Source organism: Pseudomonas sp. S9 (assembly GCF_000222125.1).
GTDB lineage: Bacteria > Pseudomonadota > Gammaproteobacteria > Pseudomonadales > Pseudomonadaceae > Aquipseudomonas > Aquipseudomonas segetis.
Genome location: NZ_AFFX01000003.1, coordinates 328252 through 346465 on the forward strand (window position 1 = coordinate 328252; position 18214 = coordinate 346465).

At 57.5% G+C, this 18214-nt stretch carries 16 protein-coding genes; 14 read left to right on the forward strand and 2 right to left on the reverse strand.

The genetic code is table 11. The annotated features are described in order from the left end of the window. Nucleotides 1-12: 12 nt before the first annotated feature. The 5 genes from PSES9_RS0108225 (at nt 13) to fdhA (ending at nt 6277) form a co-directional block, all read left to right on the forward strand. Nucleotides 13-339, forward strand: coding sequence for a sarcosine oxidase subunit delta (locus PSES9_RS0108225; RefSeq protein WP_010485888.1), 327 nt, complete (start codon nt 13-15; stop codon nt 337-339). After that, nucleotides 336-3353 (forward strand): sarcosine oxidase subunit alpha, encoded by a 3018-nt coding sequence (locus tag PSES9_RS0108230; protein WP_010485890.1) that lies wholly within the window; start codon nt 336-338, stop codon nt 3351-3353. The genes PSES9_RS0108225 and PSES9_RS0108230 overlap by 4 nt, the downstream gene beginning before the upstream one ends. After that, complete coding sequence (locus tag PSES9_RS0108235) at nt 3346-3975, forward strand: sarcosine oxidase subunit gamma (RefSeq protein ID WP_010485891.1); 630 nt, start codon at nt 3346-3348, stop codon at nt 3973-3975. The genes PSES9_RS0108230 and PSES9_RS0108235 overlap by 8 nt, the downstream gene beginning before the upstream one ends. A 72-nt stretch (nt 3976-4047) precedes the next feature. Further along, complete coding sequence (purU, locus tag PSES9_RS0108240; RefSeq protein ID WP_010485893.1) at nt 4048-4905, forward strand: formyltetrahydrofolate deformylase; 858 nt, start codon at nt 4048-4050, stop codon at nt 4903-4905. Between the two features lie 172 nt (nt 4906-5077). Further along, complete coding sequence (gene fdhA, locus PSES9_RS0108245) at nt 5078-6277, forward strand: formaldehyde dehydrogenase, glutathione-independent (RefSeq protein WP_010485895.1); 1200 nt, start codon at nt 5078-5080, stop codon at nt 6275-6277. Between the two features lie 71 nt (nt 6278-6348). Here fdhA and PSES9_RS0108250 read toward each other — a convergent pair whose 3' ends face one another. After that, nucleotides 6349-7245 (reverse strand): acyltransferase, encoded by an 897-nt coding sequence (locus PSES9_RS0108250; RefSeq protein WP_010485897.1) that lies wholly within the window; start codon nt 7243-7245, stop codon nt 6349-6351. A 150-nt stretch (nt 7246-7395) separates the two neighbouring features. Between PSES9_RS0108250 and rloA2 the strand changes: the two genes are divergently transcribed. The 7 genes from rloA2 to PSES9_RS0108285 all read left to right on the forward strand — a co-directional run bounded on the left by rloA2 (nt 7396) and on the right by PSES9_RS0108285 (nt 15103). Next, nucleotides 7396-7920 carry a retropepsin-like aspartic peptidase RloA2 gene (rloA2, locus tag PSES9_RS0108255; RefSeq protein ID WP_010485902.1) on the forward strand — a complete coding sequence of 175 codons (525 nt, stop codon included), beginning with the start codon at nt 7396-7398 and terminating at the stop codon, nt 7918-7920. Nucleotides 7921-8220: 300 nt separating this feature from the next. After that, nucleotides 8221-8613 (forward strand): hypothetical protein, encoded by a 393-nt coding sequence (locus PSES9_RS24260; protein WP_010485903.1) that lies wholly within the window; start codon nt 8221-8223, stop codon nt 8611-8613. Between the two features lie 416 nt (nt 8614-9029). After that, nucleotides 9030-11060 carry a methyl-accepting chemotaxis protein gene (locus PSES9_RS0108265; RefSeq protein ID WP_010485911.1) on the forward strand — a complete coding sequence of 677 codons (2031 nt, stop codon included), beginning with the start codon at nt 9030-9032 and terminating at the stop codon, nt 11058-11060. A gap of 116 nt (nt 11061-11176) precedes the next feature. Continuing rightward, entirely contained in the window at nt 11177-11872 is a 696-nt protein-coding gene (creB, locus tag PSES9_RS0108270; RefSeq protein WP_010485912.1) for a two-component system response regulator CreB, read from the forward strand. Beyond that, nucleotides 11872-13299 (forward strand): two-component system sensor histidine kinase CreC, encoded by a 1428-nt coding sequence (gene creC, locus PSES9_RS0108275; protein ID WP_010485913.1) that lies wholly within the window; start codon nt 11872-11874, stop codon nt 13297-13299. Before creB ends, creC begins: the two co-directional genes overlap by 1 nt. A gap of 102 nt (nt 13300-13401) precedes the next feature. Continuing rightward, nucleotides 13402-14754: a cell envelope integrity protein CreD gene (gene creD, locus PSES9_RS0108280; RefSeq protein ID WP_010485914.1), complete on the forward strand. Its 1353-nt coding sequence runs from the start codon at nt 13402-13404 to the stop codon at nt 14752-14754. Nucleotides 14755-14800: 46 nt separating this feature from the next. After that, nucleotides 14801-15103 (forward strand): hypothetical protein, encoded by a 303-nt coding sequence (locus PSES9_RS0108285; RefSeq protein ID WP_010485915.1) that lies wholly within the window; start codon nt 14801-14803, stop codon nt 15101-15103. Between the two features lie 171 nt (nt 15104-15274). Here PSES9_RS0108285 and PSES9_RS0108290 read toward each other — a convergent pair whose 3' ends face one another. Next, nucleotides 15275-15904, reverse strand: a complete 630-nt coding sequence (locus PSES9_RS0108290; protein ID WP_010485916.1) for a glutathione S-transferase family protein — start codon at nt 15902-15904, stop codon at nt 15275-15277. 245 nt (nt 15905-16149) lie between these two features. Here PSES9_RS0108290 and PSES9_RS0108295 point away from each other — a divergent pair, with 245 nt between their 5' ends. Both PSES9_RS0108295 and PSES9_RS0108300 read left to right on the forward strand, forming a co-directional pair. Then, nucleotides 16150-16416, forward strand: a complete 267-nt coding sequence (locus PSES9_RS0108295) for a DUF4212 domain-containing protein (protein ID WP_010485917.1) — start codon at nt 16150-16152, stop codon at nt 16414-16416. 10 nt (nt 16417-16426) lie between these two features. Continuing rightward, nucleotides 16427-18193 (forward strand): sodium:solute symporter family protein, encoded by a 1767-nt coding sequence (locus PSES9_RS0108300; protein WP_010485919.1) that lies wholly within the window; start codon nt 16427-16429, stop codon nt 18191-18193. The last annotated feature ends 21 nt before the right edge of the window (nt 18194-18214 follow it).

Consider the following 18214-nt stretch of genomic DNA (forward strand, 5'->3'; position numbering starts at 1 on the left):
GGGCCTAAGACCATGCTCAATATTTATTGCCCTCATTGCTCAGAGATGCGCTCTGAAGAAGAGTTTCATGCTCACGGCCAGGCCCATATCGCTCGCCCGGAAGACCCCGGCGCATGCAGCGATGCCGAGTGGGGCGACTACATCTTTTTTCGCGACAATCCGCGCGGTATCCACCATGAGTTGTGGGTGCACTCTGCCGGTTGCCGCAAGTTCTTCAATGCCACGCGCCATACCGTGACCTACGAAATTCTTGAAACCTACAAGATCGGTGAGAAACCGAGTGTCACCGAGGCCAGTGTTGCAGCGGCAAAAGCCAGCGCTGAAGGAGTCACGGCATGAGTCAGATCAATCGTCTTGCAAGTGGTGGCCGGGTCGACCGTAGCCAGCCACTGAGCTTCAGTTTCAACGGTGAGTCCTACCAGGGCTTTGCCGGCGACTCGTTGGCGGCTGCATTGCTGGCCAACGGTGTTGATATTGTCGGGCGCAGCTTCAAATATTCGCGCCCACGGGGCATCGTTGCCGCGGGGAGCGAAGAGCCTAACGCGGTACTGCAGATTGGCTCGACCGAGGCGGCGCAAATCCCCAACGTGCGAGCCACTCAGCAAGCCTTGTATGCGGGGCTGGTTGCCAACAGCACCAACGGCTGGCCGAGCGTCAATACCGACATGATGGGAATTCTCGGTAAAGTCGGTGGCAAGATGATGCCGCCGGGTTTCTACTACAAAACCTTCATGTACCCGCAAAACCTGTGGCTGACCTACGAAAAATACATTCGCAAGGCCGCAGGTCTGGGGCGTGCGCCGACCGAGGTCGATCCGGACAGCTACGACTACCTCAACCAGCATTGCGATGTCTTGGTCGTGGGCGCAGGCCCGGCTGGCCTGGCTGCTGCATTGGCTGCCGGGCGCAGCGGTGCGCGGGTGATCCTGGCCGATGAGCAGGAAGAGTTTGGCGCCAGCCTGCTCGACACCCGCGAGAAACTCGAAGGTGAACCCGCGGCGAAATGGGTGGCCAAGGCTGTGGCCGAGGTGGAGGGCATGCCGGAAGTCACCTTGCTGCCTCGCTCAACGGTTAACGGTTACCACGACCACAACTTCCTGACCATTCACCAGCGCATGACCGACCACCTCGGTGAGCTGGCGCCAATGGGCAGCGTGCGTCAGCGTATGCACCGGGTGCGCGCCAAGCGTGTGGTGCTGGCAACCGGTGCGCATGAGCGGCCATTGGTCTACGCCAATAATGATGTGCCGGGCAATATGCTTGCAGGCGCTGTGTCGACCTATGTGCGTCGCTACGCCGTACTACCAGGACGCAAGCTGGTGCTGTCGACCAACAATGATTATGCCTACCGCGTGGTGCTTGACTGGCTGGATGCTGGCCAGCAGGTGGTGGCGGTGGCGGATGTTCGCGCCAACCCGCGCGGCGCCTGGGTGGAAGAGGTGCGTGCTCGTGGTGTGCGGATTCTGACCGGCAGCGCCGTGGTTGAGGCCCGGGGCAGCAAACGGGTGACCGGAGCGCGTATCTGTGCAATCGATGTGGCTTCATTCAAAGTCACCAGCCCTGGTGAAGTGCTCGATTGCGACCTGATCGTCAGCTCCGGCGGCTACAGCCCTGTCGTGCACCTTGCATCCCACTTGGGTGGGCGTCCTGTCTGGCAAGAAAAGCTGCTGGCATTCGTGCCCGGCGAAGGTTTGCAGAAGCGCGTTTGCGCAGGTGCCGTGAAGGGTGTGTTTGCTTTGGGCGACACCTTGGCTGACGGCTTTGAAGCCGGTGTGCTGGCTGCTTCCGAATCTGGCTTCAAGGCTGTTATTGGTACCCTGCCAAGCGCTGAAATGCGCCATGAAGAGGCCAACCTTGCGCTGTTCCAGGTGCCGCACGACAAGCCAACCGCCCGTGCACCGAAGCAGTTTGTGGACTTCCAGAATGACGTGACCGCAGCCGGTATCGAGCTGGCGACCCGCGAGGGTTTTGAGTCGGTCGAGCACGTCAAGCGCTACACCGCGCTGGGTTTTGGTACTGACCAAGGCAAGCTCGGCAATATCAACGGCCTGGCCATTGCCGCGCGCTCGCTGGGCATCAGTATCGAGCAGATGGGCACCACCATGTTCCGGCCCAACTACACGCCGGTGACCTTCGGCGCGGTGGCAGGGCGTCACTGCGGTGCGCTGTTCGAGCCTAATCGCTATACCGCCATGCATGCCTGGCATGTCGCCAACGGTGCCGAATTTGAAGATGTCGGCCAGTGGAAGCGCCCTTGGTACTTTCCGAAAAATGGCGAAGATCTCCATGCTGCGGTGGCGCGCGAATGCCTGGCGGTGCGTAATGCGGTCGGTATCCTGGACGCCTCGACACTGGGCAAGATTGATATCCAGGGTCCGGATGCGCGTGAGTTCCTCAATCGTGTCTATACCAACGCCTGGACCAAGCTGGATGTAGGCAAGGCGCGTTACGGGCTGATGTGCAAGGAAGACGGCATGGTCTTCGATGACGGTGTTACGGCCTGCCTGGCGGACAACCACTTCCTGATGACCACCACCACCGGCGGTGCCGCGCGCGTGCTGGATTGGCTGGAGATTTACCACCAGACCGAATGGCCGGAGCTGAAGGTGTACTTCACCTCGGTCACCGACCACTGGGCGACCATGACGCTCTCGGGACCAAACAGTCGCAAGCTGCTGGCTGAAGTGACGGATATCGACCTCGACAAAGAGGCGTTCCCCTTCATGACCTGGAAAGAGGGTGAAGTCGGTGGTGTACCTGCGCGGGTATTCCGGATCTCCTTTACCGGCGAGCTGAGCTACGAAGTCAACGTCCAGGCCGACTACGCCATGGGCGTGTGGCAGAAGATCATCGAGGCTGGCAAGAAGCATGGCTTGACGCCTTACGGCACTGAAACCATGCATGTGCTGCGTGCCGAGAAGGGGTTCATCATCGTCGGTCAGGACACCGATGGTTCGGTCACGCCAGACGATCTCAACATGGGCTGGTGTGTGGGGCGGCCAAAGCCGTTCTCCTGGATTGGCTGGCGCGGCATGAATCGTGAAGATTGTGTGCGTGAGCAGCGCAAGCAACTGGTTGGCTTGAAACCGCTCAACCCTGACCAGGTACTGCCTGAAGGTGCGCAATTGGTGTTCGACCCGAACCAGTCGATACCGATGACCATGGTTGGCCACGTCACTTCAAGCTACATGAGTGCCGCCTTGGGATATTCCTTTGCGATGGCGGTGGTCAAGGGCGGCCTGCAGCGCATCGGTGAGCGTGTATTCGCGCCGCTGGTCGATGGCAGCGTAATTGAAGCCGAAATCGTCAGCTCCGTGTTTTATGACCCCAAAGGGGATCGCCAGAATGTCTAACGTCAATGTCTACAAACAGCGCCCGGATGCGGCTCAAGCGGAGTCGCCACTGTTTCATGCCAGCCTGCACGAACTGGTTGGCAAAGGGTCCAGAAACGCCGGTGTGAACCTGCGCGAGAAGAAATTGTTGGGGCACCTGACCCTGCGCGGCGATGCCAGTGACCCGACGTTTGCCAGTGGCGTGCACAGTGCATTGGGCATGGAACTGCCGGTCGCACTGACCCTGACGAGCAGCGGCGATACCTCGTTGCAATGGATGTCGCCAGACGAGTGGCTGCTGATCGTGCCCAGTGGCGAAGAGTTCGCCGTTGAGCAAAAGCTGCGCGAGGCGCTGGCCGGTCAGCATATCTCGATCGTCAATGTCAGTGGCGGCCAAACACTGCTGGAGCTGAGCGGTAGCAAGGTGCGTGAGGTCTTGATGAAGTCGACCTCCTACGACGTACACCCGAGCAACTTCCCGGTCGGCAAGGCGGTGGCAACTCATTTTGCCAAGGCGCAACTGGTGATTCGCCACACGGGCGAACACACCTGGGAGCTGGTGATCCGGCGCAGCTTCTCCGACTACTTTTGGTTGTGGCTGCAGGATGCCAGCGCCGAATTTGGGCTCAACATCAGCCAATAACCATGTTTATCGAAGCTTGGCGCAGTTGCCTGAGGCTGCGCTGATGCCGCGTGTGAATGCAGGGAGATTGTAATGAGCAGAACCCCGGATACCTGGATTTTGACAGCGCAATGCCCAAGCGTGCTGGGCACGGTGGATGCGTTGACACGGTTCCTGTTCGAGCAGCGCTGCTATGTCACCGAACATCACTCCTTTGATGATCGGTTGTCGTCGCGGTTCTTTATTCGCATTGAGTTTCGCCAGCCGGACGACTTTGACGAGCAGGCTTTTCGTGATGAGCTGGATCAGCGCAGTGCCATGTTCGAGATGCAAACCGAGCTGACCCCGCCGGGCTACCGTGCCAAGGTGGTGCTGATGGTTTCCAAGTCGGATCACTGCTTGAATGACTTGCTCTATCGCCAACGCATTGGCCATTTGCCCATGGACGTGGTCGCGGTGATTTCCAATCATCCGGACCTGGAGCCGCTGGCGCGTTGGCATGCGATTCCCTATTACCACTTCGCCCTAGACCCGAATGACAAGCCGTCCCAGGAGCGCAAGGTACTGCAAGTCATTGAGGAAACCGGCGCCGAACTGGTCGTGCTTGCCCGTTATATGCAAGTGCTGTCGCCAGAGTTGTGCCGCAAGCTGGACGGATGGGCGATCAATATTCACCACTCCTTGCTGCCGGGTTTCAAGGGCGCAAAACCTTATCACCAGGCTTACCAAAAGGGCGTGAAACTGGTCGGTGCCACCGCGCACTACATCAATAACGATCTCGATGAAGGGCCGATCATTGCCCAGGGCGTTGAGCCGGTCGATCACAGCCATTACCCAGAAGACTTGATCGCCAAGGGGCGTGATATCGAATGCCTGACCTTGGCCAAGGCCATCGGTTATCACCTCGAGCGCAGGGTCTTTTTAAACGCAAATCGCACGGTTGTGCTGTAGCACGACCTGCCTTTCCCAAGCTGAAACAGCTGTTTCACACTGCCTTAGAGTTTCTGGTTTAGCGCTCAGATCAAACTCTTTGTGAATGCTTCAGCCGCTGCAAATGCTCCAGTGCAAGGCCGCGCGGCCATTGGCTGCGCTTTTGTTACGACAACAAGAAGGAGAGCAAACGATGTCTGATAATCGTGGTGTGGTGTATCTCGGTGCTGGCAAGGTCGAGGTGCAAAGTATCGACTATCCGAAAATGCAGGATCCGCGCGGCAAGAAGATCGAGCACGGCGTCATCCTCAAAGTCATTTCAACCAACATCTGTGGTTCCGACCAGCACATGGTGCGTGGCCGTACCACGGCGCAGGTTGGCCTGGTTCTGGGCCATGAGATTACCGGTGAGGTGATCGAGAAAGGCCGCGATGTTGAGCACTTGAAGATAGGTGATCTGGTTTCGGTGCCGTTCAACGTGGCTTGCGGCCGTTGCCGCAGCTGTAAAGAGCAGCACACCGGCGTTTGCCTGACCGTAAACCCGGCGCGTGCCGGTGGCGCCTATGGCTATGTCGACATGGGCGACTGGACCGGTGGCCAGGCAAATTACGTGCTGGTGCCATATGCCGACTTCAACCTGCTGAAATTGCCTGATCGCGACAAGGCGATGGAAAAAATTCGCGACCTGACCTGTCTTTCAGACATCCTGCCGACCGGTTATCACGGCGCAGTGACTGCGGGCGTTGGCCCGGGCAGCACGGTGTATGTCGCTGGCGCCGGTCCCGTGGGCTTGGCTGCGGCTGCATCCGCCCGGCTGTTGGGCGCCGCGGTGGTGATTGTCGGCGACGTCAATCCTGTACGTCTGGCCCATGCCAAGGCCCAGGGGTTCGAGATTGCCGACCTGTCGAAAGACACGCCGCTGCACGAACAAATCGCTGAGTTGCTGGGCGAGCCTGAGGTCGATTGCGCTGTTGATGCCGTAGGCTTTGAAGCGCGCGGTCACGGGCATTCCGGCGCGCAGCATGAAGCGCCAGCTACGGTGTTGAACTCGCTGATGGGCGTGGTGCGGGTGGCCGGCAAGATTGGTATTGCCGGCTTGTATGTGACCGAAGATCCAGGCGCGGTGGATGCAGCGGCGAAAATCGGTAGCCTGAGCATTCGCTTTGGCCTGGGCTGGGCTAAATCGCACAGCTTCCATACCGGGCAAACACCAGTAATGAAGTACAACCGCCAGTTGATGCAAGCGATCATGTGGGACCGGATCAATATTGCTGAAGTGGTGGGCGTGCAGGTGATCAGCCTCGACCAGGCGCCACAAGGCTATGGCGAGTTTGATGCCGGTGTACCGAAGAAATTCGTCATCGATCCACACCGTTCATTTAGCGCTGCCTGATTTACGGGTCGCGGTCTAAATCAAGCTCGCCGTTGTTCCGAACGGCGAGCTTTTTGGTGTGTCAGGCGGACTCAGGGCAGCTGCAATTCACTGCGGATCTGCGCAATGCGTGCGTCTTTGCGTTGCCACATATCCGTCACCCACGCCTGTACCTGCTGGCGAAATTGTTCGTCGTTCTGGTAGTCGCCCTGATGCAACGCGGGGTCGAGCTCAAGGGTTTGGATATCGACGATGACCTTTGGCACCTGGCCGCTGATCAAGGTCCAGAAGCCGGGGATTTGCGCGCTTGGGTAAACCACAGTGACATCCAGCACCGCATCGAGCTGTTCGCCCAGGGCGGCTAATACAAATGCCACGCCGCCGGCCTTGGGTTTTAGCAAGTAGCGATAAGGCGATTGTTGTTGCACCTGTTTTGCCGGGGTGCAGCGTGTGCCTTCAAGGTAGTTGACCACTGTTACCGGTATGTCCTTGAATTTTTCGCAGGCGCGCTTGGTTATCTCCAGGTCTTCACCGCGACGCTCCGGGTGTTTGGCTAAATAGGCCTTGGAATAGCGCCGCATAAAGGGATAGTCCAGTGCCCAGAACGCCAGGCCGAGAAAGGGCACCCAGATCAGTTGCTGTTTGAGGAAGAACTTGAAGTAGGGCGTTTTCCGGTTGAAAACCTGCACCAGTGCCGGGATATCGACCCACGATTGATGGTTGCTGATAACCAGGTATGAGGTGGTCTTGCGCAATTGCGCATTGCCGCGAATATCCCAGACCGTTGGCAGCAGGCAAGCGAAGATCAGTTTGTTGATTTCAGCCCAGGTTTCGGCAACCCACATGACCCCGCGCGAGCAGCTCGCCTTGAGCTGCTTGCCAGGCAGGATGAATTTGCCCAATGCAATCAACAGCAGTGGGCCGATCAGGATCAACGTGTTTAACAGCAGCAGAAGGGTGACGCTCAGGCCAGTGAGCAAGCGGCGCATGGCAGCTCCTTGATATGCAGGATCGCCTATATCATAGGGTTGGCGCCGGCGCAGTCCAAGCAATAGTGCGACATCAAGTCTCACAAATTGTGCAGAACCTCTTTCAGTCATCAGAGTCAGATGCACCAGACTTTCATGGAGAAATGACGTTTGAAGATTGTGATCGCGCTAACAGCTGCTCTTTTGACCCTGCCGGTGATGGCCGCTGAAAAAAACGCCTCCGAGCTCAACACATACGGTCGCTACGAGCTGGTAACGCTGCCGCAAATTGGCCAAACCTTGAAGGCCAAGATGGATACAGGCGCAATGACCGCCTCGTTGTCAGCCAAGGATATTGAGCGATTCAAACGCGATGGCGGCGAGTGGGTGCGCTTTCGTCTGGCCATCAAGGACGCCGACGACACCCTGTATGAGCAGCCCTTGGTGCGCATTACCGAAATCAAGAACCGTGCGGAGGAGGGCGCTAATGTGACATCCAGCAGCCCTTCGACCACAGAGCGCCCGGTGGTCAACCTTGAAGTTTGCGTAGGCCATCAATCGCGTACTGTCGAAGTGAACCTGACTGACCGGACTCACTTTGATTATCCGTTGCTGATCGGTGCCAGCGCGATTCGTAAGCTGGATGCGGCCATCAACCCGGCCGAGCGTTACACCGTCGAACGCCCTGAGTGTTGAGTCTGTAGGCTGTGACCACGCAGAGCTTGTCCATCTGCTGTACACCGATGGGTCAATAGCTCAGACGCATGGCATCAGCAATGGCGGATGAAAAAAGCGTCATCCGCCTCCGATTGGCATCACCAGGGGTTTGAGACTTGCAGGCGAGTGTTCTATGTTGTCGGTATAAAAATACTTACAGCTCATTCGAAATGAGCTGTTGACCGCTACAAGGATGACTCAGGTGCAACAGCAACGCGTACAAAAACGCTCCACGGACGGGCTTTTGTTCTAGTGTCGGCAGCATCAGGTATCAGGCCCATGGGCTCTGGCTTTTTGCATATTGCTGTGATCGCCCTATTTTGCCTTAACCTGCTCGCGTGCAGCGGGGGGCCGCTCAAGCTGAATAAAGTCGCCAAGACCGATATCGACATGGTTGTCGATATGCACTGGCGCACCATTGACCAGAGCCTGATTGTGCTGATGGGCAAGCTCTATGAGCGCAACCCGGACGAACTTCACAAAACCCCGAACGCGACCATACTTTCCCGCCAGCAGCAGTTGTGGGCGACACCGCTTGACCAACAAACCGCTTATCTTGGCAAAAGTGAATTGTCAGCCATGGATGTTGCCCTCGATGTGCATTTCAAGGGCGATCGCGTGTATGCCGTGATGGCCGGACTGCGGGGCATGCTTAGCCGCTCCTATGGCTAAATTGATGACTTCTACCTGTTTGATACGCCGGACCAGCAGGCGCTTTACAACAGTGCGCGCAATGTTGAAATCCTGGTCTGGCGCCTAAAGCATCGCCTGGACGCCAATGGCGAGCGTCTGCTTTTTACCAATGGTTTTGACAAACCACCCTATAACCTAAGTTTCGAGCGATTATTCGGCAAGATCATCGCTTATCAAGACATGATGGCAACCATCACCTCGGAGCGCTCCCAGCGCAGCATAAATTATGCGACGCACAGCATATTGAGAATGGCTTTCCTGCCGATATAAGTCTTAGCCAAGCGGTATGGCCATCTTGCTGGATAGTGGCACCTTGGCATCGGCGTAGTTCTTGCTTGGACTTTAGCTTGTTACGCTTGCCACTGAGCGTGCATTAAGTGTTTTGAGGTGTCGTCATGACTGTAGTACTCAAGCCGGGCGTCAGTTTGCTCGAGCGTTTTAGTTTTGCCCGTAAGTTTCTTATCCTCGCTGTCCTGTTCATATTGCCGCTGACCTACGCCTTGTGGGCCATATGGTCTGAGTACCAGGCCGGCCAGCGGTTGATTGATCATCAGATCAAAGGTCTCCACGATATTCAGGCATTGGCGCAGGTGCAGCGCGAGGTGCTTGAGCAACGCACTCTATTGGCGCGCTGGAAAGGCACCGATGATGCCGCCCAAGGCTTATTGACCAGTCGTGAAGCCAAGCTCGATGAAGCGCTGAAGCAGGCGTCCGAGCAATTGTCGGGCGGCGCAATGTCGAGCCAGGCAAAGGAGTTGTTGCAAACCCTGCAGGCGGATCGCAGCCGCTTGAGTTCCGCTGAGCTGAGTAACATTGCGTTACCTGATGCCTTGGAGCGTTACCAAATGAATCTCCAGCATCTCACCGCGCTTCGGGAGCAGATCGCCACCGACAGCGGAATGATTCTGGACCCTCATCTCGACACCTACCTGATGATGGAGCAGTTGACCTTTACCTTGCCGCGCTTGCTCGAAAACCTCGCCAGCTTTGCCAGTCGAGGCTACGGCGCTGTGGTTTCCGAGCATTTCACCTTGCAGAGCCGGGTCGGGATTCGTGACCTGCGACGCAGCATCGATGAATCGAGCGCGCAGTTGCTCAAGGCGCATAACACCCTCGAGCGCACCGCTCCTGACTCGATGAAAAAGTTGCAGGCACCGTTTCTGGCCGCCGAGCAAGGCATCGAACTGTTCTTGAAAGAGATCGATCGGGACATGTTTGATGCCAACCCCATGCAGTTGACGCCCGCACAGTTTATTCAGCGAATCGAAGCCTTGCGTCAGCATTTGCTCGCGTTGCAGCAGGCACAAGTTGAGCAATTCGAGCAGAGCCAAAACGCCTACCAGCACGTCGCAACAATGCACATGCTAGATATCGTCCTGGTATTTGCGCTGCTGACCCTGGCCGCGCTCTACGGTCTTGTTTGCCTTAACTGGTCGATTCGCCGCAGCGCCCATGAGGTTATTGCGGCGGCCCAGGGCCTGCGTGATGGCGACTTGCGTGTGCAGATGCAGGTGTACGGCAAGGATGAGCTGGCGCAAATTGCCTTGGCGCTCAATACCGCCGTGACTCAACTGCGCGGCTCGCTACAGGGCGTCAACCATGAAAGCGAAGGCCTGGGCGGTACGGTTCAGGTGCTGAGTCGCCAGGCGCAGAATTCGTTGCAGGCCGTCGAGCGCCAGCAAGGCCAGATGAGCCAGATTGCCGCTGCTGCCACGCAAATGGCGGCGACTGCGCAAAGTGTCGCCCAAAGCTGCGAGGAGGCTGCAGTCGAGGCGGTGCAAACCCAGGAAGTGGCCAATCAAAGTAACCAGCGCAGTGAGCGCACCAGTTCCAGCATGCGCCAACTCAGTGCTCGCCTGGGGGACAGTTCGGCAACCTTGAAGCAGTTGCAGCAGCAAACCGAGCAGATCACCCGTGTGGTTGATGTGATCAAGGGAATTGCCGAGCAGACCAACCTGCTGGCGCTTAATGCGGCAATTGAAGCTGCGCGGGCGGGCGAGCAAGGCCGAGGCTTTGCCGTGGTTGCCGACGAGGTCCGCAGCCTGTCGCAGCGCACGCAAAACTCCACTGCGGAAATTGCGCAAACCGTTGCCGACTTGCATAAGGTGGTCGGCGAGTCCGTTGAAATGATGGAGCAGGCCGTGGCCCAGGCCGAGGGCGATGTCAGCAGTGTGCTGGCGATGAGTGATGATCTGAGCGGTATAGTCGAGTCGGTCCAGCGTGTGAGCGACCGTCTGGCACAGATCGCTACGGCAGCCGAGGAGCAAGCCGCCACGGCGGATGAAGTCAGCGGTAATATCCAGCAGGTCGACCAGGACGCCAGCACCTTGCTCGATGGCGCACAAGCGGTGAGTCAGGCCTCGGAGCAGCTGCGCATGGGCAGTCTTGAGCTGGCGCAGAATACCGGGCGTTTCCGCCTGGGTTGATCATCAAGCCAGGCGCCTGCCCAGGCCTTTATTCACGGCCCGGGCTGGTGTCGGCTTGACGCTGGCGGGCGCCTGTCGCAGTCTTCCCGACGGGACCGCCACCATGCAGGACGCTGATGCCACACATTCTGATTGTCGAAGATGAAGCCGCCATTGCAGACACCCTGATCTATGCCCTGCAATCAGAGGGTTTCACCACCACCTGGCTGGCATTGGGGCAGGCCTGTCTTGATTCCGTGCGGCAAGCGGAGCCTGATCTGCTGATCCTGGACGTCGGCCTGCCGGACATCAGTGGTTTTGAGGTGTGCAAGCAGTTGCGCCGCTTCTGCGAAGTGCCGGTGATTTTTCTTACCGCGCGCGATGGCGAAATTGATCGGGTGGTGGGCCTGGAAATTGGCGCCGACGATTATGTGGTCAAGCCCTTTAGTCCTCGCGAGGTAGCCGCGCGGGTCAAAGCGATTCTGAAACGTGTAGCCCCGCGTGAGGTGACCCCCAATGCGACCTTGCTTCGCTATCAGAGCTTTGAGCTGGACAGCCAGCGCGATCAGGTGCATTACTTTGGGCAGTCATTGAGCCTGACCCGACATGAGTTCAAGTTGCTCAGCGTGCTGCTTGAGCAACCAGAGCGCGTGTTTTCTCGCGAGCAACTGCTTGATGGCCTGGGCATCGCCGCAGATGCGGGCTATGAGCGCAATATCGACAGCCATATCAAGAGCCTGCGGGCGAAGCTGCGACTGGTGAATGCGACTCAAGACCCGATCCAGACCCACCGTGGCCTGGGCTACAGCCTAAAATGCCCGGGTAACGGCTGATGCCCATCGCGATTCGTATCTTCCTGGTGTATTTCCTGTTTGTTGGCTTGTCTGGCTGGTTCGTGCTGAGCACTGTCATGGACGAGATCCGACCCGGTGTGCGCCAGTCCACCGAGGAAACCCTGGTCGATACCGCCAACCTGCTGGCCGAGGTACTGCGCGATGATGTGCAGGCTGGAAAACTCAGTCAGAGCCACTGGCCTCAGTTGCTGAAAACCTACGGTGTGCGCTCGCCCAACGCTGATATCTGGGGCGTGCAAAAAACGCAGGTCAATCACCGCATCTATGTGACTGATGCCAAGGGCATTGTCTTGCTTGATTCCACGGGGCAGGCGGTTGGCCAGGATTACTCGCGCTGGAATGATGTCTATCGCACGCTGCGAGGTGAATACGGCGCTCGTTCTACCCGCGAAGATCCGAATGATCCAGAAAGCTCGGTGATGTATGTGGCAGCGCCCATCAAGGTTGGGCAACGCATTATTGGCGTGGTGACCGTGGCCAAGCCCAACCAGACCTTGCAGCCTTATATCGAGCGCTCGCAGCGGCGATTATCGTGGCTGGGTTATGGGTTGATTGCCTTGGGCTTGTTGGTCGGTGGCCTGCTTAGTTGGTGGTTGAGTTCATCGCTGCGCCAACTGACGCGATACGCACAAGCGGTCAGTGAAGGGCAGCGGGCAGCCTTGCCACGCATGCCGGGTGGAGAAATGACCCAGCTGGCCCTGGCGGTCGAGCGCATGCGCACCGAGCTTGAAGGCAAGGCCTATGTCGAGCGTTATGTGCATACCCTGACCCATGAATTGAAAAGCCCGCTGGCGGCGATTCGTGGTGCCGCTGAACTGCTCGATGAAGAATTGCCGGATGCTTCGCGAAAGCGTTTCATTGCCAATATCAGTCAGGAAAGCACGCGCCTTCAGCAACTGATCGAACGCCTGCTGCACCTGGCGCAGGTCGAACAAATGCAAGCCCTGGAGGAACGCGCCAAGCTGCCATTGGCTGAGCTGATAGGCGCATTGGTGGAGGGCCAGGCGGCCGCCATCGCTCAGTCCAAGGTAAGGGTCGAGCTCAATATCGCCCCGGGCCTTGTGCTTTTGGGCGAGCGGTTTTTGCTGCGCCAGGCCTTGGCCAACATCCTGGATAACGCATTGGCATTCGTCCCTGAGCATGGGCTGATTCGTATTCAGGCCGAAGCTTGCATGCAGGGCGTGTGGGTTCGCTTTTTCAATCAGGGCGAGGCAATTCCCGACTATGCGCTGGCGCGCCTGACCGAGCGCTTTTATTCGCTGCCCAGGCCGCAAACCGGGCGAAAAAGTACCGGGCTGGGTTTGAACTTCGTCGAGGAAGTCATCGAGTTGCATGGCGGCCAATTGCAGATTGCCAATGTCGAGGGTGGCGTCGAGGTCAGGGAATTGCTCCCGACTGCAGGCTAGGCCAACACACAAGCTCCACAGAGTCTCCATAAAGGCTCCATAAAGCCACCATTTCGACGGCGCACAGTGCTCTCCATCAACCCATGCATGGAGAGCTGCACCATGAACCGACCTTTGTTATTCAAGCTGGGCACCATAGCCCTGTTAATTGTGCTGTTGATTATTCCGCTGCTGATGATTGGCAACCTGGTCAGTGAACGGCAGAGCCAACGTGATGAGGTGGTCCAGGACATTGCCCGCAGTTCCAGCTTTGCCCAGCAACTGACCGGGCCGATTTTGGTCGTGCCCTATACCCAAGCCAAGCGTGGCTGGAAAACCAATGAGAAAACCGGTGAGCGCTACTGGGATGAATGGCAAGTACGCGGGCGCATGTACTTTTTGCCCGAGCAGTTCAAGCTCAATGGCTCGATGCGCACTGAACTGCACAACCGTGGCATCTACCAGGCGCGCCTGTATCACAGCGATAATCGTGTCAGCGGTTCGTTCAGCTTGCCTGCCCACTATGGCGTCAGTGGCAAACTCGAAGACTACAGCTTCGATCCGGCATTTCTGGCCGTGGGTATCAGTGATATTCGCGGTATCAATAACGACCTCAAGTTAGAGCTCAATAACCAGCGCCTGAATTTTCAGCCAGGCAGCGGCGAGCCGATGCTGGGGAGCGGGGTGCATGTGCCTTTACCGGCCATGGATACGACAAGTGAGCAGAGCCTGAGTTTTGCCTTTGACCTCAAGCTGCAGGGCACCGCCAGCCTGCATGTGACCCCCATTGGCCGTGACAGCGTGGTGCAGCTCTCGTCGGACTGGCCCCATCCAAGTTTTAGCGGGCTGTACCTGCCGACTGAGCGCTCGGTGACTGACCAGGGGTTCAAGGCCAAGTGGCACACCAGTTTCTTCGCCACCAATATGGAGGAGGTCCTGGCGGGCTGTCGTTCGGGTGGCCAGTGCCAGGGCTTGTCGTCACGCAACCTGGGGGTGAGCTTTGTCGACCCGGTCGATCAATATCTCAAGGCTGATCGTTCAATCAAATATGCCCTGTTGTTTATTGCCTTGACGTTCGCAGTGTTCTTCCTCTTTGAAATCCTCAAGCGCATGGCCGTGCACCCGATGCAATATGCATTGGTTGGATTGTCGCTGGCGCTGTTCTACCTGCTGCTGATTTCGCTTTCCGAGCACATGGGGTTTGCACTGGCCTATGTGGTTTCAGCCGGTGCCTGCGTGTCGTTGATCAGCTTTTATGTCAGCTATGTATTGCGCAGTGCTGCGCGGGGGCTGGGTTTTGGCCTGCTGCTCGGCATGCTCTACACCATGCTCTATGGCTTGCTTAGCGCGGGGGACCACGCATTGCTGATGGGGTCGATATTGGTCTTCGTGGTGCTCGGCGGCTTTATGGTGCTAACCCGTAATCTCGACTGGTATGGCGTCGGTAAGGGCGCTGCCGAAACGTCCCTCAACTAATCAAGTTGCGGCGCGGGCAAGCCGCGCCGCTTATGGAGTGTCGAAGATGCGAATCTTTATGCGGGTTTCGCTGTGTTGCTTTCTGGGGGCTGTTCTCAGCCTGTTTCTGCTGATTGGCCTGATGTTCTTCAGGCGCTTTGACCTGATCAGTGGGCTGACATTGACTGGCATGCTACTGAGCTGGCTGGTCTTGAACAGCTTGCCGGCGGATTTCCTGAGTAGCCTGACCGGGGGCGCCAATGCCTCCAGCAACCCTTCTGTTCAGTCTTTTGCCCAGCTTTGCGCGGCGCTGGGGCAATTGGCGGTGTTGCTCGGTGGTGGTTTTTACTACTACTGGTATCGCCGGTGAGCGGGCATATCGGCTTGCGCGAGGATGCACGCTGCGGGGCCCGGCTGGCTCGGCAGATTGCGCAATTGTTCGCGCCTTCTGCCAAGCACTTGGGGCTGGCCAGGACACCCCAGCGCACGGGTGACAGCGATGGGCTGAGGAGCAGCCCAGCCAAGGCCTAGCTGGCCCAGTTCAGGCCGGTGGTTGGGTGCTGCGCATGGATTCGCGCTGGCTGACATCTTCGTACCAGCTCGCCAGGCAGGCAAAACGTGCGCGCCATCCCAGTTGCGGCTGGCGAAAGTCCAGATAGCCCAATGCACAGGCAATGCAGATCGATGCAATATCAAAGCATTGCAGTCGGTCGCTAGCAGCCTGGGTTTCCAACTCTGCCAGGCCCCGCTCGATTTTTTCCTGCTGGGCGTCCAGCCAGGTTGGCCAATGCAGCTCTTTGGGGCGCAGAAAGGTTTCATAGCGGATCAAAATAGCTGCGTCGAGTATCGCGTCAGCCAGTGAGGCCAGGGTCAGGCGCTGCCAGCGGGCTGCACCGTCACGGGGAATGAGCGGTTCGCCGCCGTGCAGGTGATCGAGGTAGTCAAGGATTACCCGGCTGTCGTGTAGGGTATCGCCATTGGCCAGTTCAAGCGCCGGGATCTTGCCCGATGGGTTGCGTGCGATTACATCCCCGCTGGGACTGACCGGGCTGAGCTGGACATCGAAAAGCTCGACATTATCCAGTTGCCGGGTCTCATGCAGCAGCACTATTACCTTGCGTGCGAAGGGTGAGGCTGGCGAGTAAAACAGGGTCATTTCCTTGCAGGACATTGGCTGGTTTCCAATCTTTTTCAGGGGTAGATCACATTAGCTGTTTGTTTCTGTTCGCCGGGCAGTATACGACCTTGGTCGTGGGTGCACAGGGCAACTGGGGCGCCGCTGCGCTAGATGCCCTATAAACAGTGATGGCCAGCACATGTCCTGGCTGCACTCGACCAAAGTCTCACTGGCGCTTACGCCCTGTGCTGCTAAGTTGCAGGTGTCAAAACAACAAAAACAATTGAGGAGAACCTCACATGTCTGCGTCTAAGCAAGAGGCTGCCAAGGCCTATTGGAAAGACAACCTGCGGCTGATGTTGACGCTGCTGGTGGTCTGGTTTGTGGTGTCATTCGGCTGCGGTATTCTGTTCGTTGATGAGCTCAATACCATTCAGTTCTTCGGTTTCCCACTGGGATTCTGGTTTGCCCAGCAAGGGTCCATCTACGTATTTGTGGCGATGATTTTTTTCTACGTCTGGAAGATGAATCAGTACGACCGAAAACACGACGTCCACGAAGACTGAGGCGCCGACAATGGATACCCAAACTCTGATTTATCTGTTTGTCGGTGCAACCTTTGCACTGTACATCGGCATCGCCATCTGGACCCGTGCCGGGTCTACCAGTGAATACTACGTTGCTAGTAAAGGCGTTCATCCAGTTCTCAACGGTATGGCTACGGGCGCCGACTGGATGTCCGCGGCTTCGTTTATCTCAATGGCGGGGATTATTTCCTTCACCGGCTTTGACGGCAGCGTTTACCTGATGGGCTGGACCGGCGGCTACGTGCTCCTGGCCATGTGTCTGGCACCGTACCTGCGCAAGTTCGGCAAATTCACCGTGCCTGAGTTTATCGGCGAGCGTTACTACTCGCAGACGGCTCGCGTGGTCGCGGTAATCTGCGTGATCTTCATTTCCTTCACCTATGTGGCCGGGCAAATGCGCGGCGTTGGTATCGTCTTCTCGCGTTATCTGGAAGTAGACATCAACACCGGTGTAATCATCGGCATGTGCATCGTGTTCTTCTACTCCGTTCTTGGCGGCATGAAGGGCATCACCTACACCCAGGTGGCGCAATACTGCGTGATGATCTTCGCCTACATGGTGCCAGCGATCTACATTTCGATGCTGATCACCGGTAACCCAATCCCACAACTGGGTTTTGGTAGCGAAGTGACGGGCACTGGCCAGTCGGTTCTGGAGCGTCTTAACGGTCTGGGTACTGAGCTGGGCTTTGGCGTTTACACCGATGGAAGCAAGTCGACTATCGACGTGTTCTTCATCACCATGGCGCTGATGGTTGGTACTGCGGGCCTGCCGCACGTAATTGTACGTTTCTTCACCACGCCAACCGTACGCGCTGCTCGCCAGTCGGCCGGTTATGCTCTGCTGTTCATTGCCATTCTGTACACCACGGCTCCAGCTGTTGCCGCGTTTGCGCGTACCAACCTGCTGACGACCATTCCAGGTGTTGAATACAGCAATGCACCACAGTGGGTTAAAAACTGGGAGAAATCCGGTCTGATCGCCTGGCTCGACAAGAATGGCGACGGCAAGATTCAGTACGGTCCAGGTGCTCCATTTGCCGGCGCGCCAACCTTTTCGGCTGAAACCGGTGCCCATGGCGAGCGCCAGGTGACCAATGCCCCGACTGATGCGGCTAACGAGTTTTACGTCGACCGCGACATCATGGTTCTGGCCAACCCGGAAATCGCCAACCTGCCAGGTTGGGTAATCGCCCTGATTGCAGCCGGTGGTTTGGCTGCTGCCTTGTCGACTGCCGCTGGTTTGCTGCTGGTTATCTCGACCTCGATCTCCCATGACTTGCTCAAGAGCAACATCATGCCGAGCATCTCCGAGAAGCAAGAGCTGCTTGCTGCTCGTATCGCAGCGGGGGTTGCGGTTGTTGTGGCAGGCTTGTTCGGGATTTATCCGCCAGCCTTTGTGGCACAGGTGGTGGCATTTGCCTTCGGTCTTGCCGCAGCATCCTTCTTCCCGGCCATCGTCATGGGGATTTTCTCCAAGAAGATGAACAAGGAAGGTGCGATTGCCGGCATGGTTGTGGGCCTGGCATTCACCTTCAGCTACATCGTCTACTACAAGTTCATCAACCCGACTGCTGGCGCTGCTGACTGGTGGTTCGGTATCTCGCCTGAAGGCATCGGTACCCTGGGCATGATCTTCAACTTCATAGTTGCGGTAGCTGTGGCTTCTGTTACCAGCGCGCCGCCAGAGCGCATCCAGCACTTGATCGAAGATATCCGTATCCCTCGCGGTGCGGGTGCTGCAATCGATCACTAAGCTATAGGTGCCCGTTAGCGC